Source organism: Nonomuraea fuscirosea, assembly GCF_035917475.1.
Taxonomy (GTDB): domain Bacteria; phylum Actinomycetota; class Actinomycetes; order Streptosporangiales; family Streptosporangiaceae; genus Nonomuraea; species Nonomuraea fuscirosea.
Genome location: NZ_CP109074.1, coordinates 8,654,958 through 8,669,106 on the forward strand (window position 1 = coordinate 8,654,958; position 14,149 = coordinate 8,669,106).

At 71.9% G+C, this 14,149-nt stretch carries 13 protein-coding genes; 6 read left to right on the forward strand and 7 right to left on the reverse strand.

The window, feature by feature from the left end:
- Window positions 1-85 precede the first annotated feature (85 nt).
- The gene (locus tag OIE67_RS39355; protein ID WP_326645612.1) at window positions 86-1,294 is read left to right on the forward strand and encodes an NAD(P)-binding domain-containing protein; all 1,209 of its coding nucleotides are present in this window, start codon (window positions 86-88) and stop codon (window positions 1,292-1,294) included.
- A 209-nt stretch (window positions 1,295-1,503) separates the two neighbouring features.
- Here OIE67_RS39355 and OIE67_RS39360 read toward each other — a convergent pair whose 3' ends face one another.
- Together OIE67_RS39360 and OIE67_RS39365 are read right to left on the reverse strand one after the other, a co-directional pair.
- Window positions 1,504-4,389 (reverse strand): DUF7507 domain-containing protein, encoded by a 2,886-nt coding sequence (locus tag OIE67_RS39360; RefSeq protein WP_326630061.1) that lies wholly within the window; start codon window positions 4,387-4,389, stop codon window positions 1,504-1,506.
- Window positions 4,390-4,540: 151 nt separating this feature from the next.
- Entirely contained in the window at window positions 4,541-5,155 is a 615-nt protein-coding gene (locus OIE67_RS39365) for a CGNR zinc finger domain-containing protein (protein WP_326630063.1), read from the reverse strand.
- A gap of 97 nt (window positions 5,156-5,252) precedes the next feature.
- Here OIE67_RS39365 and OIE67_RS39370 point away from each other — a divergent pair, with 97 nt between their 5' ends.
- Both OIE67_RS39370 and OIE67_RS39375 read left to right on the forward strand, forming a co-directional pair.
- Window positions 5,253-6,002: a metallophosphoesterase gene (locus OIE67_RS39370; RefSeq protein WP_326630065.1), complete on the forward strand. Its 750-nt coding sequence runs from the start codon at window positions 5,253-5,255 to the stop codon at window positions 6,000-6,002.
- Window positions 5,999-6,667 (forward strand): LysE family translocator, encoded by a 669-nt coding sequence (locus tag OIE67_RS39375; protein WP_326630067.1) that lies wholly within the window; start codon window positions 5,999-6,001, stop codon window positions 6,665-6,667. Before OIE67_RS39370 ends, OIE67_RS39375 begins: the two co-directional genes overlap by 4 nt.
- Before the next feature lie 73 nt (window positions 6,668-6,740).
- Here the strand turns inward: OIE67_RS39375 and fdhA are convergent, their stop codons facing one another.
- Window positions 6,741-7,964, reverse strand: coding sequence for a formaldehyde dehydrogenase, glutathione-independent (fdhA, locus tag OIE67_RS39380; RefSeq protein ID WP_326630069.1), 1,224 nt, complete (start codon window positions 7,962-7,964; stop codon window positions 6,741-6,743).
- Between the two features lie 286 nt (window positions 7,965-8,250).
- Between fdhA and OIE67_RS39385 the strand changes: the two genes are divergently transcribed.
- The 3 genes from OIE67_RS39385 (at window position 8,251) to OIE67_RS39395 (ending at window position 10,564) form a co-directional block, all read left to right on the forward strand.
- A complete protein-coding gene (locus OIE67_RS39385) occupies window positions 8,251-8,880 on the forward strand; it encodes an HD domain-containing protein (protein ID WP_326630071.1) in 630 nt (209 codons plus the stop codon).
- 67 nt (window positions 8,881-8,947) lie between these two features.
- Window positions 8,948-9,487: an LppU/SCO3897 family protein gene (locus tag OIE67_RS39390; protein ID WP_326630073.1), complete on the forward strand. Its 540-nt coding sequence runs from the start codon at window positions 8,948-8,950 to the stop codon at window positions 9,485-9,487.
- A gap of 105 nt (window positions 9,488-9,592) precedes the next feature.
- A complete protein-coding gene (locus tag OIE67_RS39395; RefSeq protein WP_326630074.1) occupies window positions 9,593-10,564 on the forward strand; it encodes a trypsin-like serine peptidase in 972 nt (323 codons plus the stop codon).
- Window positions 10,565-10,600: 36 nt separating this feature from the next.
- Here the strand turns inward: OIE67_RS39395 and OIE67_RS39400 are convergent, their stop codons facing one another.
- From OIE67_RS39400 to OIE67_RS39415, 4 genes are all read right to left on the reverse strand, one after another.
- The gene (locus OIE67_RS39400; RefSeq protein ID WP_326630076.1) at window positions 10,601-11,368 is read right to left on the reverse strand and encodes a methyltransferase domain-containing protein; all 768 of its coding nucleotides are present in this window, start codon (window positions 11,366-11,368) and stop codon (window positions 10,601-10,603) included.
- A 183-nt stretch (window positions 11,369-11,551) separates the two neighbouring features.
- Window positions 11,552-12,586 carry an ABC transporter ATP-binding protein gene (locus tag OIE67_RS39405; RefSeq protein ID WP_326630078.1) on the reverse strand — a complete coding sequence of 345 codons (1,035 nt, stop codon included), beginning with the start codon at window positions 12,584-12,586 and terminating at the stop codon, window positions 11,552-11,554.
- Window positions 12,587-12,618: 32 nt separating this feature from the next.
- On the reverse strand, window positions 12,619-13,557 hold the full coding sequence (locus OIE67_RS39410) for an ABC transporter permease (RefSeq protein ID WP_407674773.1): 939 nt from the start codon (window positions 13,555-13,557) through the stop codon (window positions 12,619-12,621).
- Between the two features lie 73 nt (window positions 13,558-13,630).
- Window positions 13,631-14,044 carry a TOBE domain-containing protein gene (locus tag OIE67_RS39415; RefSeq protein ID WP_326630080.1) on the reverse strand — a complete coding sequence of 138 codons (414 nt, stop codon included), beginning with the start codon at window positions 14,042-14,044 and terminating at the stop codon, window positions 13,631-13,633.
- Window positions 14,045-14,149: the final 105 nt, after the last annotated feature.

A 14,149-nucleotide genomic window follows, 5' to 3' on the forward strand; every position in this document is an offset into this window, starting at 1 on the left:
CGAGTCGCCTGACCGTCCGAGTCGGGCTGATTTGTCCGAGTCGTCCTGAGGGAGCAGAGTCATCGAGTCCGTCACCACCGTCGTCATCGGCGCCGGGCACGCGGGACTGGCCGCGAGCCACTTCCTCACCCGGCGCTCGATCGACCACGTCGTGCTCGAACGCGGCGAGGTGGCGAACTCGTGGCGGCGTGAGCGCTGGGACTCCTTCCGGCTGCTCACGCCCAACTGGCAGAGCCGCCTGCCCGGCCACCGCTACGAAGGCTCTGACCCCGACGGGTACATGACGATGGCGGAGGTGACCGCGTTCATCGAGGGCTTCGCCGCCCGCTCGGGCGCGCCCGTCAGGACCGGCGCCGACGTCACCTCCGTGCGGCGGGCCGGCGACGGCTACCAGGTGACGACGGGCGGCGGCGAGTTCCGCTGCCGGTCGGTGGTCATCACCAGCGGCGCCTGCAACGTGCCCGTGGTGCCGCCGTTCGCCGGCGCGGTGCCCGGCTCCGTCGAGCAGCTGACGCCGTTCGACTATCGCGGTCCCGCGCAGCTCCGCGACGGCGGCGTGCTCGTCGTCGGGGCGTCCGCGACCGGCGTGCAACTGGCGGCCGAGCTGCGCCGCTCCGGCCGTCCGGTGACGCTCTCGGTGGGCGAGCACGTACGGCTGCCGCGCACCTACCGGGGGCGCGACGTGCTGTGGTGGATGGACGCCTCCGGCGTGTGGGACCAGCGCTTCGACGAGATCGACGACCTCACCAGGGCCAGGCGGCTGCCCTCGCCCCAGCTGATCGGCACGGACGAGCGGACCACGCTCGACCTCAACGCGCTCACCTCGATGGGGGTCGAGCTGGTGGGCCGCCTGGCCGCCGTGCGGGACGGCCGCGCGCTGTTCTCCGGCGGGCTGCGCAACGTGTTCTCCCTCGCGGACCTGAAGATGGAGCGCCTGCTGGACACGTTCGACGCGTGGGCGCGGGAGCACGGCCGGGACGGTGAGGTCGGGCCGCCCGAGCGCTTCGCCCCGACGCGGGCGCCTGAGCGGGCGCGGCTCCAGCTCGACCTGCGCGGCGGCGAGATCCGCACGATCGTGTGGGCGACCGGGTTCCGGCCCGACTACGGATGGCTGGACGTGCCCGTGGTGGACGAGAAGGGCCGGCTGCGGCACGAGGGCGGCGTGGTGGACAGCCCGGGGCTGTACGCGCTGGGGCTGCCGGTGCTGCGGCGGCGCAGGTCCACGTTCATCCACGGCATCGAGTCCGACGCCCGCGAGGTCATCGACCACCTCGCCACGGTGACACTCGCCTGACGCCCCGGCGTCTGAGGCGGACTGTGGCTCGCCGGGCTGACCGGCAGAGGGCTGACCGGCAGAGGGCTGACCGGCAGAGGGCTGACCGGCAGAGGGCTGACCGGCAGAGGGCTGACCGGCAGAGGGCTGACCGGTAGGGACTGATCGGCAGGGGCTGATCGGCAGGGGCTGAGCCCGTGGAACGTGCTCAGCCCCCCGATGTGTGCCGCTCAGTAGCGTTCGCTGAGGTTGAGGTTGATCTCGTTCAGCACCACGGTCGCCTTCGTCTGCCGTAGCAGGTCGCCGTCCTGGAGCGCCGACTGGGCGTACCCGGCGGCCTGGCCCACGCTCGTCAGGTCGAGCAGCGCGGCCGGGACCGAGACGATCCTGGTGGCCGCGTTGATCCGCCGGTCGGCCAGGTTGAGGTAGGTCGCCAGCAGTTCACCGCGCAGCAGCGGCAGCAGGAGCGCGGCCCTGACCTCGGCCTTGGACAGCGCGCCGTCGGGGGCCGAGCCGTCGGCGCCGTCGTAACGCTGGTCCGTGGCCTGCGTGCGGGCCAGCAGGTCAGGCGTCCAGTCGCTCTCGCGCAACTGCCAGACGAGCTTCGCGCGGGGGTCGCGGCCGGGCGGGCGTTCGGTGACCGTCGAGTCCGCCGTGGCGGTCACGTCCGGGTACGCGCAGCCGCCGGCGCCGCCGTACCGGAGCGTGGCCCGGGTGGTGACGACGGTGCCGCCGGTGGTCAGCAGGCTCGTGCGGGCGGTGTAGGTGACCGTCGCGGACGCGCCGGGCGCGACCGTGCCGGGCTTCCAGCGCAGGGTGGTACGGCCGTCGCCGTCCTTGACCACCTCAGCCGGTCTGGGTCCCGCGCCCTGGTCGAGCGCGGCGCTGTAGTAGACCTCGCGCGGCAGCGTGTCGGTCACGACGACGTCCGTGGCCGGCGCCGAGCCGGTGTTGCGGTACGTGAGGGTGTGGGTGACGGGGTCGCCCGCGTGCGCGCCGGGCGTGGCCGTCCTGGTCAGCGTCAGCACCGGCACGTGCACGGTCGTCTTCGCGGTGGCGGTGTCGTCGCCCAGCAGTTGCGCGGGCTCGGCCCCGCCGGAGGCGTCCTTGCCGGTGACCGTGGCGGTGTTGGTGAGCACGCCGCCGTCGGTGACCGTGCAGGGCACCTCGTAGGTGAAGGTCTGCTCGTCGGTCCGGCCGGCCGGCAGGTCGGGCAGGTCGCGGGTCACGACGGCGCCCCCGGGCGGCGTGTCGGTCAGCGAGACGGCGGTCGCGGTGCTGGGGCCCCTGTTGCCGACCTCGACCGTGTACGTGAGCCGGTCGCCGGGCACGGCCTCGGCCCGGTCGACGGTCTTGGTCACGTTCAGGTCGGCGGCCTGCTGGCGTTGCAGGTCGTGGGCGGTCAGCTCGGGCAGGTACGGGCCGTGCGAGCCTTCGGAGAAGTAGCGGCTGGAGGTGAAGTCGTAGACCAGCCGGTCCCAGTCGGGGCTGCTGCGCAGCGTTTCCCCGCCGGGCGACTCATGGCAGCCGTCGAAGACGGGGATGCGGTTGACGTTGACGTTCACCGAGCTTTCCCGCTTGGAGTCGACCAGCCAGTTGATCGGCTCGTCGGCCGGGTCGTGGAACCACTGGCTGTCGGTGCCGCCGCCCCAGATGACCCGGCGGCTGCCCGCGCCGTCCACGCCGGGATCCTTCGTCTCGCTCAGGTTGCTCTCCGCCAGCGTTTCCGGCTTGACGTCGACGGGCTGGAGGTCGAGCGGCCGGTCGGGATCGAGCTGCTGGTCGGCGGGCAGGCTCTTGGCGGTGGCGAACTGGCGCGAGTAGTTCATGATGCTGAAGTAGTTGGGCTTGCAGTTGACCGGGTCGGGCCGGCCGTCGTCGGTGCGCCCGCCGTGGCCCAGGCCGAAGGTGTGGCCGAGCTCGTGCAGCAGTGTGGCCTGGCGGACGGCGCCGATGCCGTTGTAGCGGGAGACGTCGATGTTGCGCGCGAAGCGGCCGACCGACACGACGAAGTCGTTGCCGCCCCTGTCGTCCAGCTCCGCCATGCCTGACGTGGTGTTGGGGTGCTGCTTCCCGTCGCGTCCTGTCACGGTCGCCGGGCTCAGGCCGTGGATGAAGATCCCGTACCGGAAGTGCAGCCGCTTGAACAGCAGGATCTGCTCACACAACGGGCTCGCGCGGTCGGCGGGGGTGCCGAAGTGGCCGTCCTCTCCGCCATGGGTGCACGACTTCGCCGGATCACCCCATTTCAGGTCGTCGAAGTCGTCGTACGCGCCCGCGTCGCGGCCATCGAACCGCAGCGTCTCCGCCCAGGTCAGCTCCTCGTCAGGGATCAGGTGCAGGGCCAGACCCCGGGCCTCGGTGATCGGGTTCTCGACCCGCGCGGCGTCGAACGCGCCCTCCACCGCGTCCAGGTCGGCCCGGCCAGGACCCTCGTCCTTCATCCAGTCGATCTCGACGAACAGGTCACGCCGTGTCGGGTCGGCGAACTGCTCAAGGTGCAGGTCGATGCTGCCGTCGCCGTTGAAGTCGAGGCCGCGGTGCTCGGCGTAGTCGGTGAAGCCGTCGCCGTCGCCGTCCTCGAACGAGTACGGCCGGACGTCGAAACAGACCTGCACCGGCGGCTGGTCCTCCTCGCCGTTGCCGAGCAGGCACTGGTTGGATGAGGTCAGGTCGCCGGACAGGCTGCCGTCCACCAGGTCCAGCTTGAACCGGCTGGTGGCGTCATCGGGGCGGGGCGTGCTGTCGGCCAGGTCGTCGCCGTTGAGGTCGGGGAAGACGTCCGCGTCCCAGATCTGCACCGAGATGTCCACCGAGGGCAGCGAGGTGGACACCTGCTGCGTCATCGTCCATCCCTCGGGGACGAAGACCTTCGTCCGGTCGTCGGGCGCCCTGGGCGTGGTGAAGGTCTGGGAGCCGATGCTGATCTTGGCGTAGAAGTCGGGGGCGCCTTTGCCGGCGTCCTCGAGTCCTTCATCCGTGCAGTGTTCGCACTCCACGGACATGATCCGCACGGTCACCGGCTGCGTGGCCGGTGCGCTCCGTGCGGGGGTGACCGGCAGCGCGAACAGGCCGGCCACGGCTAAGAGACAGGCGGTCAGCGCTCTTGTCCACATGTGGTTCCCCCTGCGCGAAAGGTGTGCTGTCGGGACGTTGCGACAGTCACGCTCCTCCGCGCGGGGGCGTCCGGCATGAGTAACCCCTACTCACCCTCCGCGCCGCAGGCCCGGGTGCGGAGATGGTGGGGGCCGCGCGACCGGAGATGGGCTAGCCGGTCGGGTCCGTGGGGGTGGCGGCGGTGTGGCGTTCGTAGTGGCGGGCGACCCGGGCCCGGTTGCCGCAGGATGGTTTGCACCATTCCTGCCGCCCGTGGCTCTTCACGAAGTAACGCACGCATCGGGGCGCGTTGCAGGCGCGCAGCCGCTCGCGTTCAGGACCGCTGAGGAAGTCGATGGTGGCCCGGGCCAGGGCCGCGACCAGGCGGACGCCGGCGTCGGGCTCGGCCGAGAACACCACCGTCCTGGGCGGCGCACCCTTGGGCCAGTCGAGGCGCGGGACCACGGCCTCGCGGGCGGCGGCCGCGTTGAGGCGAGCCAGCGCCTGCTCGACCGGCATCAGCCGGTGGGCGTCGGCCCGGCTCGGCGGCGCCGGGCTGACCGCGTGCGCGAACAACGCGCGTACCGCCCGGCGCAGCTCGATGATCTCGTTCCAGAGCCCGTCGTCCACCACGAACCGCGCCACGTCCACCTGGTCGCCCAGCGACTCGCCCTGCTGCCGGACCCAGCGGGTCGCGCCCACCGGGGTGTCCAGGTCGTCGGCGACACCGCCGTCGCCGTCGTGGCGGATCGTGCTCGCCAGCTCCAGCGCCGGCCAGCTCCCCATCTCGCCTCCTCCTGTTGCCCGCATCCTCCCCGTACCTTATCGTCACTAACGCCAAAACAGAATTAACCATTAGACGCCCTCGTAGGAGGCCCGCCCGATGACGTTGCTCCTGGCCCAGATCAGCGACCTGCACCTCGACGGCACCGAACGGGCGTCCCGGCGCGCCCGCCTGGTCATGGACTACCTGCGCGCGCTCCCCCGCCCGGTGGACGCCCTGCTGGTCACCGGCGACATCGCCGATCACGGCGCGGAGTCCGAGTACGAGGAGGCCGCCGAGCTCCTCGCCGCCCCCTTCCCTGTGCTGACCTGCCCCGGCAACCACGACGCCCGTCCGGCCTACCGCAAGGCACTGCTGGGCCGGCCGCCCGGCACGGGCCCCGTCAACGAGGTGCACCACCTGGCCGGGACCGCCGTCCTGATGTGCGACACCACGATCCCCGGCCGCGACGAGGGCCGCCTCGACCAGGAGACGCTCGCCTGGATGCGCGCCACCCTCGACGGCCTCGCCCCGGGCACGCCCGCTCTGATCGCCTTCCACCAACCGCCCGTCGTGCTGCACCACCCGCTGCCCGACGGCTGCCGGATGGAGTCGGCCGCCGAGCTGGCCGCGCTGCTCGACGAGCATCCCCAGGTCGCCGCCGTGCTCACCGGCCACGCCCACACCGCCGCCGCCTCCACGTTCGCCGGCCGGCCCCTGATCGTCGGCCCGGCCGTCACCTGGACCCTGCGGATGCCGTGGGAGGGCGACCGGCCCGACGACCGCGAGCAGCCGCCCGGCCTCGCCTTCCACGTCCTGGACGACGAACGCCGTCTCACCACGCACTTCCGCGTCGTGCTCCAGGCATGATCCGTCTGTACGCGGCCGCCGGGTTTCTCCTGGCGATCCTGCCCGTCATCGCCACGCCCGGCGCCAGCATGACCCTGCTCGTCCAGCACGTCACGACCGGCGGCCGGCGGCAGGCCGTGCCCGTGATCCTCGGGACCGCGACCGGCCTGTACGCCCACGCGACCCTGGCCGTGGCCGGTCTGTCGGCGCTGATCATGCACTCGGCGCAGGCGTTCACCGTGGTCAAGCTCGCCGGCGCGGCCTACCTCGTGGGGCTCGGCGTGTGGACCTGGCACACCGCCGCCCGCCCCCGGCCTCACCAGCCCGCCGGCCGGCCCGCGCCTCCCGAGTCCGCCGGCCCTCCGCCTCCCGCGTCCGCCGACCGGCCCGGACGGGCCCGGTCCGTCTACGTTCAGGCCGTGCTCGCGAATGTGCTCAACCCCAAGGCCGCCTCCATCTACCTCACCCTGGTGCCGCAGTTCGTCGTGCCCGGCTCTTCCGTCGCCGGGCAGATCCTCGGCCTGGCCACCGTCCACGCCGCGCTGATGGCGGTGTGGTTGCTCACCTGGACGGCGCTGCTGCACCGAGGAGCGCACCTCGTGCGCGAGGCGCGGTTCCGGCGGGTGGTCGGCAGGGTGAGCGCCGTGGTGCTCGTCGCCCTCGGCGTCAGGGCCGCCACGGCGTAGCCCGTAGGGGAGCGGAAAGGGGCGAGCCGCCGGAGGCCGCGGGGATGGCGGCGGCCTCCGGCGGCTGCGCCGGTCAGGCCGCCTTGGGCAGCATGCCGTTCGGGTCGAGGACGTACTTCTTGGCCGCGCCCTCGTCGAACTCGTGATACCCGCGCGGCGCCTCGTCCAGCCCGATCGCCGTGGCGTTGACCGCCTTGGCGATCTGTACCTTGTCGTGCAGGATCGCCTGCATGAGCCGGCGGTTGTAACGCATGACCGGGCACTGGCCGGTGGCGAAGCTGTGCGACTTGGCCCAGCCCAGACCGATGCGGATGGACAGCGAGCCGTGCTTGGCGGCCTCGTCGGAGGCGCCCGGGTCGCCCGTCACGTACAGGCCGGGGATGCCGAGCGCGCCGCCCGCCCTGGTGACGTCCATGAGCGTGTTGAGCACGGTGGCGGGACGCTCCACCTCCGCCTCGCGGCCGTGGCCGCGCGCCTCGAAGCCGACCGCGTCCACGGCGCAGTCCACCTCCGGCTCGCCGAGGATCTGCTCGATCTGGTCCCTCGGTTCGCCCGTGGCGACGTTGACGGTCTCGCAGCCGAAGCTGCGGGCCTGGTCCAGGCGTTCCTTGTTCAGGTCGCCGACGATGACGACGGCGGCCCCGAGCAGGTGCGCGGACGCGGCGGCGGCCAGGCCGACCGGTCCGGCGCCGGCGATGTAGACCGTGGATCCGGGGCCCACTCCCGCCGTCACGCAGCCGTGGAAGCCGGTCGGGAAGATGTCCGCGAGCATGGCCAGATCGAGGATCTTCTCCATCGCCTGGTCCCGGTCGGGGAACTTGAGCAGGTTCCAGTCGGCGTACGGGACGAGGACGTACTCGGCCTGCCCGCCGACCCAGCCGCCCATGTCGACGTAGCCGTACGCCGAGCCGGGCCGGTCGGGGTTGACGTTCTCGCAGATGCCGGTGTTGCCCTCCTTGCAGTTGCGGCAGCGTCCGCAGGCGATGTTGAACGGGACCGACACGAGGTCGCCCTTCTTGATGAACTCCACGCCCGGGCCCGTCTCCACGACCTCCCCGGTGATCTCATGACCGAGGACGAGGCCCTGGGGGGCGGTGGTGCGCCCGCGTACCATGTGCTGGTCGCTACCGCAGATGTTGGTGGCGACCGCCTTGAGTATCGCGGCGTGCGGCAGTTTGCGGCCGATGTTGGCCGGATTCACGCCGGGGCCGTCCTTCAGCTCGAATCCGGGATAGTCGATCTCGTGAACCTCGACCTTGCCTGGGCCTTCGTAGATGACTCCCTTGTTACCAGGCATGGTGCTCTCTCCCTCGCGTCGGAAGTGGTGGGGCATGCGCTCGTGATGGGGCATGCGTTCGCGGCACAGGCTCGCGGACCACCTCCTCCCCGGCAGGGGACGAAGACAACGATGGGCGTTTTGTCCTCTATATCTGAATATATCCCTAGAAGTCGGCGGGGCTCTGGGGGTGGCTGCGGGCGTACAAAGGGGCTTTGTCAGATCTTCACCGACTCGTGCATTCGGCGAGGTCGCGGCGGCGGGAAGGGTTCCGTGGGACGCCGGGAAGGCGCGGGAGGGGGTCGGCATGGGGATCAAGAAGAGTGTTCCGGACACCAGACTGGCGGCCGAGGCCACCGATTTCGTGCGGCAGGCCACGAGTGACCTGATCTATCACCATTCGCGCCGGGTCTACTTCTGGGGCGTCCTCCAGGGCCGCGAGCGCGACCTGAGCTTCGACCCCGAACTGCTGTACATCGCCGCCATGTTCCACGACCTGGGGCTGAACGAGGAGCACCGCGGCAGCGGGCGGCGCTTCGAGGTGGACGGCGCCGACGCCGCCCGCGGCTTCCTGCGCGAACGCGGCGTGCCCGAGGACAGCGTCCGGCGGGTGTGGACCGCGATCGCACTGCACACGACCCCCGGCATCCCCGAGTACATGGAGCCCGAGGTCGCCCTGGTCACCGCCGGAGTCGAGTACGACGTGCTCGGCCTCGGCTACTACGACCTCACCGACGAGCAGCGGGCCGAGGTCACCGCCCTGCATCCGCGACCGGGCTTCAAGCAGGCGATCCTGCGGGCGTTCACGGAGGGCATCGCGCCCAAACCGGAGACCACGTTCGGGAACGTGAAGGCCGATGTGCTCGAACGCTATGTGCCCGGCTTCCAGCGGGGGAACTTCGCCGACACGATCCTTGACTCACCCTGGCCGGAGTGAAGGCTGACATTTCGGCTATTCGGTAAATGAGGGGAAGTGTCCGGGGAGCTCACTAGGCTGCCTTGCCATGACCGGCACCACCCGCCACCGCCCCCTCGCCCGCCTCGCCATGGGACTCGCCTGTGTGCTGATGATCGCCGTGACGGCGGGTTGTGCCGCCGAGGACGATCCGAGCCGGGCCAAGGTCGGCTCCTGCCTCGAAGCTCAGGGCAAGGGCGGCAAGACCGTCCGGGACGACTTCCGCCTCGTTCCGTGCACCAGCCCGCGGGCCGCGTACAAGATGATCGAGAAGGACGACCGCTGCGGCGACGTCACCAACGGTTACGTGGAGGTCGGCACCCGCCGGTCGCGCACCCGCCTGTGCCTGACGCTGAACGCGAGCGAGGGCGACTGCTTCTATCAGGAGATCGGCTTCCCCACCGGCCGCGCGTCCAAGGTGAGCTGCGGCCCCGCCGCGACCTATCGGGTCACCAAAGTGTCGGACGGCACCGCCGACGCCTCGGTCTGCGGCAAGGACGTACCCAACTGGACCAAGACCCCTGACGTGCTGCCACGCGCCATCGTCTACCGCCACCCGCCCCTCACCCTCTGCGCCGACCGCCCCTGACCCGGCATCTCCCGACCTGGGCGGTCGACCCGGCCAAACCTCCGATTCCCGCCATAGACGACATGTGTGGTAAATCTCCGTAACCCCATTTGTCACGGAGGCCCCATGCGTACCCTGGCCGTTGCCGGGTTGACCACCTTGCTGCTCGGGTCCGGCGCCGTCGCCGCGCCCGAGAAGGACGGACCCGTCGAGCACCGGATCGCGGCCACCTACGCCGCCGGTGACGGCTACTGGACGCCCGAACGCATGCGCGCCGCCCGGCCGCTGACCGCCCCCGCCGGCTCGGCCAAGGCGGCGACCGGCCGCGCGACGACACTGGCGGCCGGCGACCCCGTGGAGATCGCGCCCGCGCCCGGCCCGGGACCCAAGCGCGCGAAGGGCCCGTCCCTCGCCCCCATGGCGGCCGCCCAGCAGACGTGGAAGTCCGGCGGCCTCATCGCCAAGACGGCCGGCAAGGTGTTCGGCACGGGCGGCAACGGCAAGGACTTCGTGGCCTCCGGCACCGTGGTGAACAGCACCGACGGGGACGTGATCGTGACCGTCGCGCACGCCATGATCGACGGTGACGGGCGCTGGAGCACCAACCTGGTCTTCGTGCCCGCCTATAAGGACGGGGCGGCGCCGTACGGGAAGTTCACCGCGCGCACCATGTACATCTGGTCCGGCTACTACAAGGACAACGCCCACCAGCCGCCGCTCGACTTCGGCATGCTGGTCGTCAACAAGGTGAAGAGCAAGACCCCCGTGCAGACCGTGGGCGGGCAGGGCCTCAGGTTCAACGTGACCACCGAGGGGACGTCCAACTTCCTGTTCGGCTACCCGAGCAACGGCAACGGCGGCAAGACCCTGCAGTACTGCAGCGGCGAGTCCGTCGACCCCTCCTACGGCATGAAGTACGCGATGCTCTGCGACATGGGCGGCGGCTCCAGCGGCGGGCCCTGGTTCCAGGAGTTCAACCGGACCACCGGCACCGGCTACGTGATCTCCGCCCACGCCCTGCGCAACACCACGACCAGCTACGGCGCCTACTTCGGCCCCGAAGCCCTGGCCACCTTCCGCGCCGCCGTCGCCGCCTGACCACCCTCCAGGCCGTCCGACGGCGCCGCCCTCCGGTCAGGGGTGGCCGATGATCAGGCGGAGCGAGCCGAGGAACTCGGGCTGGTCGCGCAGCCGGCCGTGGCGGTGGTCCCAGGCGCCGCTTTCCAGGTCGCGCCGCAGCTCTTCGACCGCGTGGGCCTCGGCCGCGTCGTCGACGAAGCCCCAGGCCGACTGCGAGGCGCGCACTCCCGGGTCGAGGAAGCGCTCGGGGCGGGCGTAGTACGCCTCGGTGAACCCGTCCACGCAGTCGATCGGGATCGCGACCGGCACCACGTCGGCCCGCCCGCCGACGAGGGAGGCGATCAGATCGATCGGCAGGTAGCGGCGGCGTTCCGCGGCGATCAGCTCGGGGGCGTACTCGGCCAGCCAGAGCAGGTCGAGCGCGTCGCCGTCGAAGGTCAGCAGGACGACGGGCCCACGGCTGACCCGGCGCAGCTCGCGCAGCCCCCGCTCGGTGTCGCTCCACTGGTGGACGGTGACGGTCGCCATGGCGGCGTCGAAGGCGTCGTCGTCGAAGGGCAGCCGTTCGGCGATCGCGTTCACGGCTGGGGCCAGGTGACGCGGGCGCTGGGCGCGCATCGCCGCCGACGGCTCGACCGCCACGACGTGACGATCCTCCGGCTCGTAGGACCCGGCGCCCGCGCCGACGTTGACGACGGTACGGGCCGGTCCGAGCGCGGCCTGGACGTGGGCGGCGATGCGCGGATCGGTACGCCGCTGCCGGGCGTAGCCGTGCCCGTGCCGGTCGTAGTCGAAGTCACCGGCGGGAGCGGGGCTGGCCATGAAACCTCCTGAAAGGCGCGAATCCTCCGGTAGTGATCCTTCCTCAAGCATCACATCCGTCGGCACAGATCCTCCAGCGGCGGCTCTTCCAAGAGGACCGCATCCATCAGCACGAAGCCCCGGCACCGGCCCTCCCGAGAGGGTCGCATCCGTCACACCGCCTCGGTCCCCGGGGCTCTCGGCTCAGGCGGGGTAGGCGTGGGTTTCCGTGGCCTTGACCGAGGCCCAGATCTGCTGGCCGGCGGTCAGGTCGAGGTCGGCGAGCGCGGCGGGGGTGATGTCGGCGAAGGCGGTGACGGGGCCGTCGAGGTGGACGCGGACGTTGTCGCCGTGCCGTTCGATCCCCCCGATGCGAGCCTGCCACAGGTTGCGCGGGCTGCCGTCCGGGCGGGTCCGGTACAGCGCCACGGCGGCGGGCGGGAAGGCGACGAACGCCGCCCCGTCGGTCGCGGGTTCGGAGGTGTGCAGCAGCAACTCCCCCACCTCGACCCGGCCCTCGCCGGCCACGCCGCGATACAGATTGAGCCCGACGAGCCGGGCCACGTAGTCGGTACGGGGCCGCCGGGCGACCTCGGCCGGGGCGCCCTGCTGGACGACGGCGCCGTGCTCGATGACGATCAGCCGGTCGGCCAGCACCATCGCGTCCAGCGGATCGTGGGTGACCAGGACGGTGACGCCGTCGAAGTCGGCCAGATGACGCCGCAACTGGGACCGGATCTCCAGCCGGGTGTGCGCGTCGAGGGCCGCCAGTGGCTCGTCCAGCAACAGCAGTTCTGGCCGTACGGCGAGCGCGCGGGCGAGCGCGACCCGCTGGGCCTGCCCGCCGGACAACTGCCGCGGCCTGGCCGCCGCGCGCTCGGACAGCCCGACCCGCTCCAGCAGCCCGGTGGCGGCGGCCCGGGCGTCGGCCTTGGACATCCCCTGGCAGCGCAGGCCGAAGGCGACGTTGTCCAGCGCGGACAGGTGCGGGAAAAGCAGGTAGTCCTGGAAGACCATGCCGATCGGACGGCTCTCGGCGGGCAGGGTGTGCAACGGCCTGCCGCGCAGGGTGACATGCCCACCGGACAACCGGGTCAGCCCGGCCAGGGCGCGCAGAGCGGTGGTCTTGCCCGCCCCGTTGGGGCCGAGCAGCGCCACCACCTCACCCGCCCGTACGTCGAGCGCCAGGTCGAGAGTGAAAGCGGCCCGCTCGACCACGAGCCGCGCCTCAAGGCTCACGGCGCGCTCACCTCCTCGATCGCTCAGGCTGGTCACGGCGCGCTCACCCATCGGTCGCGCAGGCTGGCCAGGATGGTGACGGAGACGGCCAGCAGCACGAGGCTGAGCACGATCGCCGCCTCCGGATCGGTCTCCAGGGCCAGGTAGACGGCCAGCGGCATCGTCCGGGTCGTACCGGGGAAGTTGCCGGCGAACGTGATCGTCGCCCCGAACTCGCCCAGCGCCCGCGCCCAGCACAACACCGCCCCCGCGACGACCCCCGGCATGACCATGGGCAGCGTCACCCGCCGGAACACCGTCCACCGCGAGGCCCCCAGCGTCGCGGCGGCCTCCTCGAACCGCCGGTCGGCGGCACGCAGCGCACCCTCCACGCTGATCACCAGGAACGGCATCGCCACGAACGCCTCCGCCACGACCACCCCCGCCGTGGTGAACGGCAGCGTGACCCCGAAACCGGCCTCAAGCCACTCCCCGACCAGCCCGCGCCGCCCCAGCACCAGCAGCAACGCGACACCCCCGACCACCGGCGGCAGCACCAGCGGCACGGTCACCAGAGCCCGCACCACCCGCCGTCCGGGAAACTCCACCCGGGCCAGCAGCCACGCCAGCGGCACCCCCAGCAACAGGCACAGGACGGTGGCGACGGTCGCGGTGATCAGCGACAGCCGCAACGCCTCCAGCACCTGCGGCTCGGTCAGCCGTGCCGGCAGTGTGGACCACGGCGCCCGGACCAGCAGCCCCACCAGCGGCAGCACCAGAAAGACCAGCCCCAGCACGGCAGGCACCACCAGCACCCACGGCAACCGCCCGGAGATCGAACGCCGCCCCGACCCGCCACGAAGCCCACCACGAGGCCGGTCATGGACGGGTGGCCGACGCCCGTCATCGGCTCCACCACCAGGTCCGTCCCGGAGCCCGTCACGGGGATCGTCAGGAGGCCCGGCCTCTGGTTCCGGTGGGGAACTGTTCATCAGCGGGCTTCGCAGCTCACCTCGGCGGGCGCGCTCCCCCGCGCCGGCTCCCCGCCCACGAACCCGCGCCCCCTCACAGCTGGCCGGCCATGCGGTCGCGGCCGGGGACCTCCACGACGACGTTGGTGGACTTGATCACGGCGACCGCCACCACGCCGGGCTCCAGGCCCAGCTCGTCGGCGGCCTGCCGGCTCATCAGCGACACCACCCGGAACGGCCCCGCGGCGATCTCCACCTGGGCCATCACCGCGTCGCGGATCACCTCGGTGACGATCCCGCGGAAGCGGTTACGCGCCGAGGAACGGCCGCCGTCGTCGTCGGCCCCGACCTGCGCGCGGGCGAAGGCGGCCAGGTCGGCGCCCTTCACCCGCCGGTGACCGTGCTCGTCCCGCTCGGCCCCGAGACGGCCCGCGTCGACCCAGCGGCGGACCGTGTCGGAGCTGACGCCGAGCAACGCCGCGGCCTCACTGATCCTGAACGTCGTCACAACCCCACACAGTACCCGCCGCACATGCCAGCCAGGAATCACCATCATGCCCGCAACAGCGGCACCGCGTCGGCAACAGCCATCGCATCTACGAGACCGCCGCCG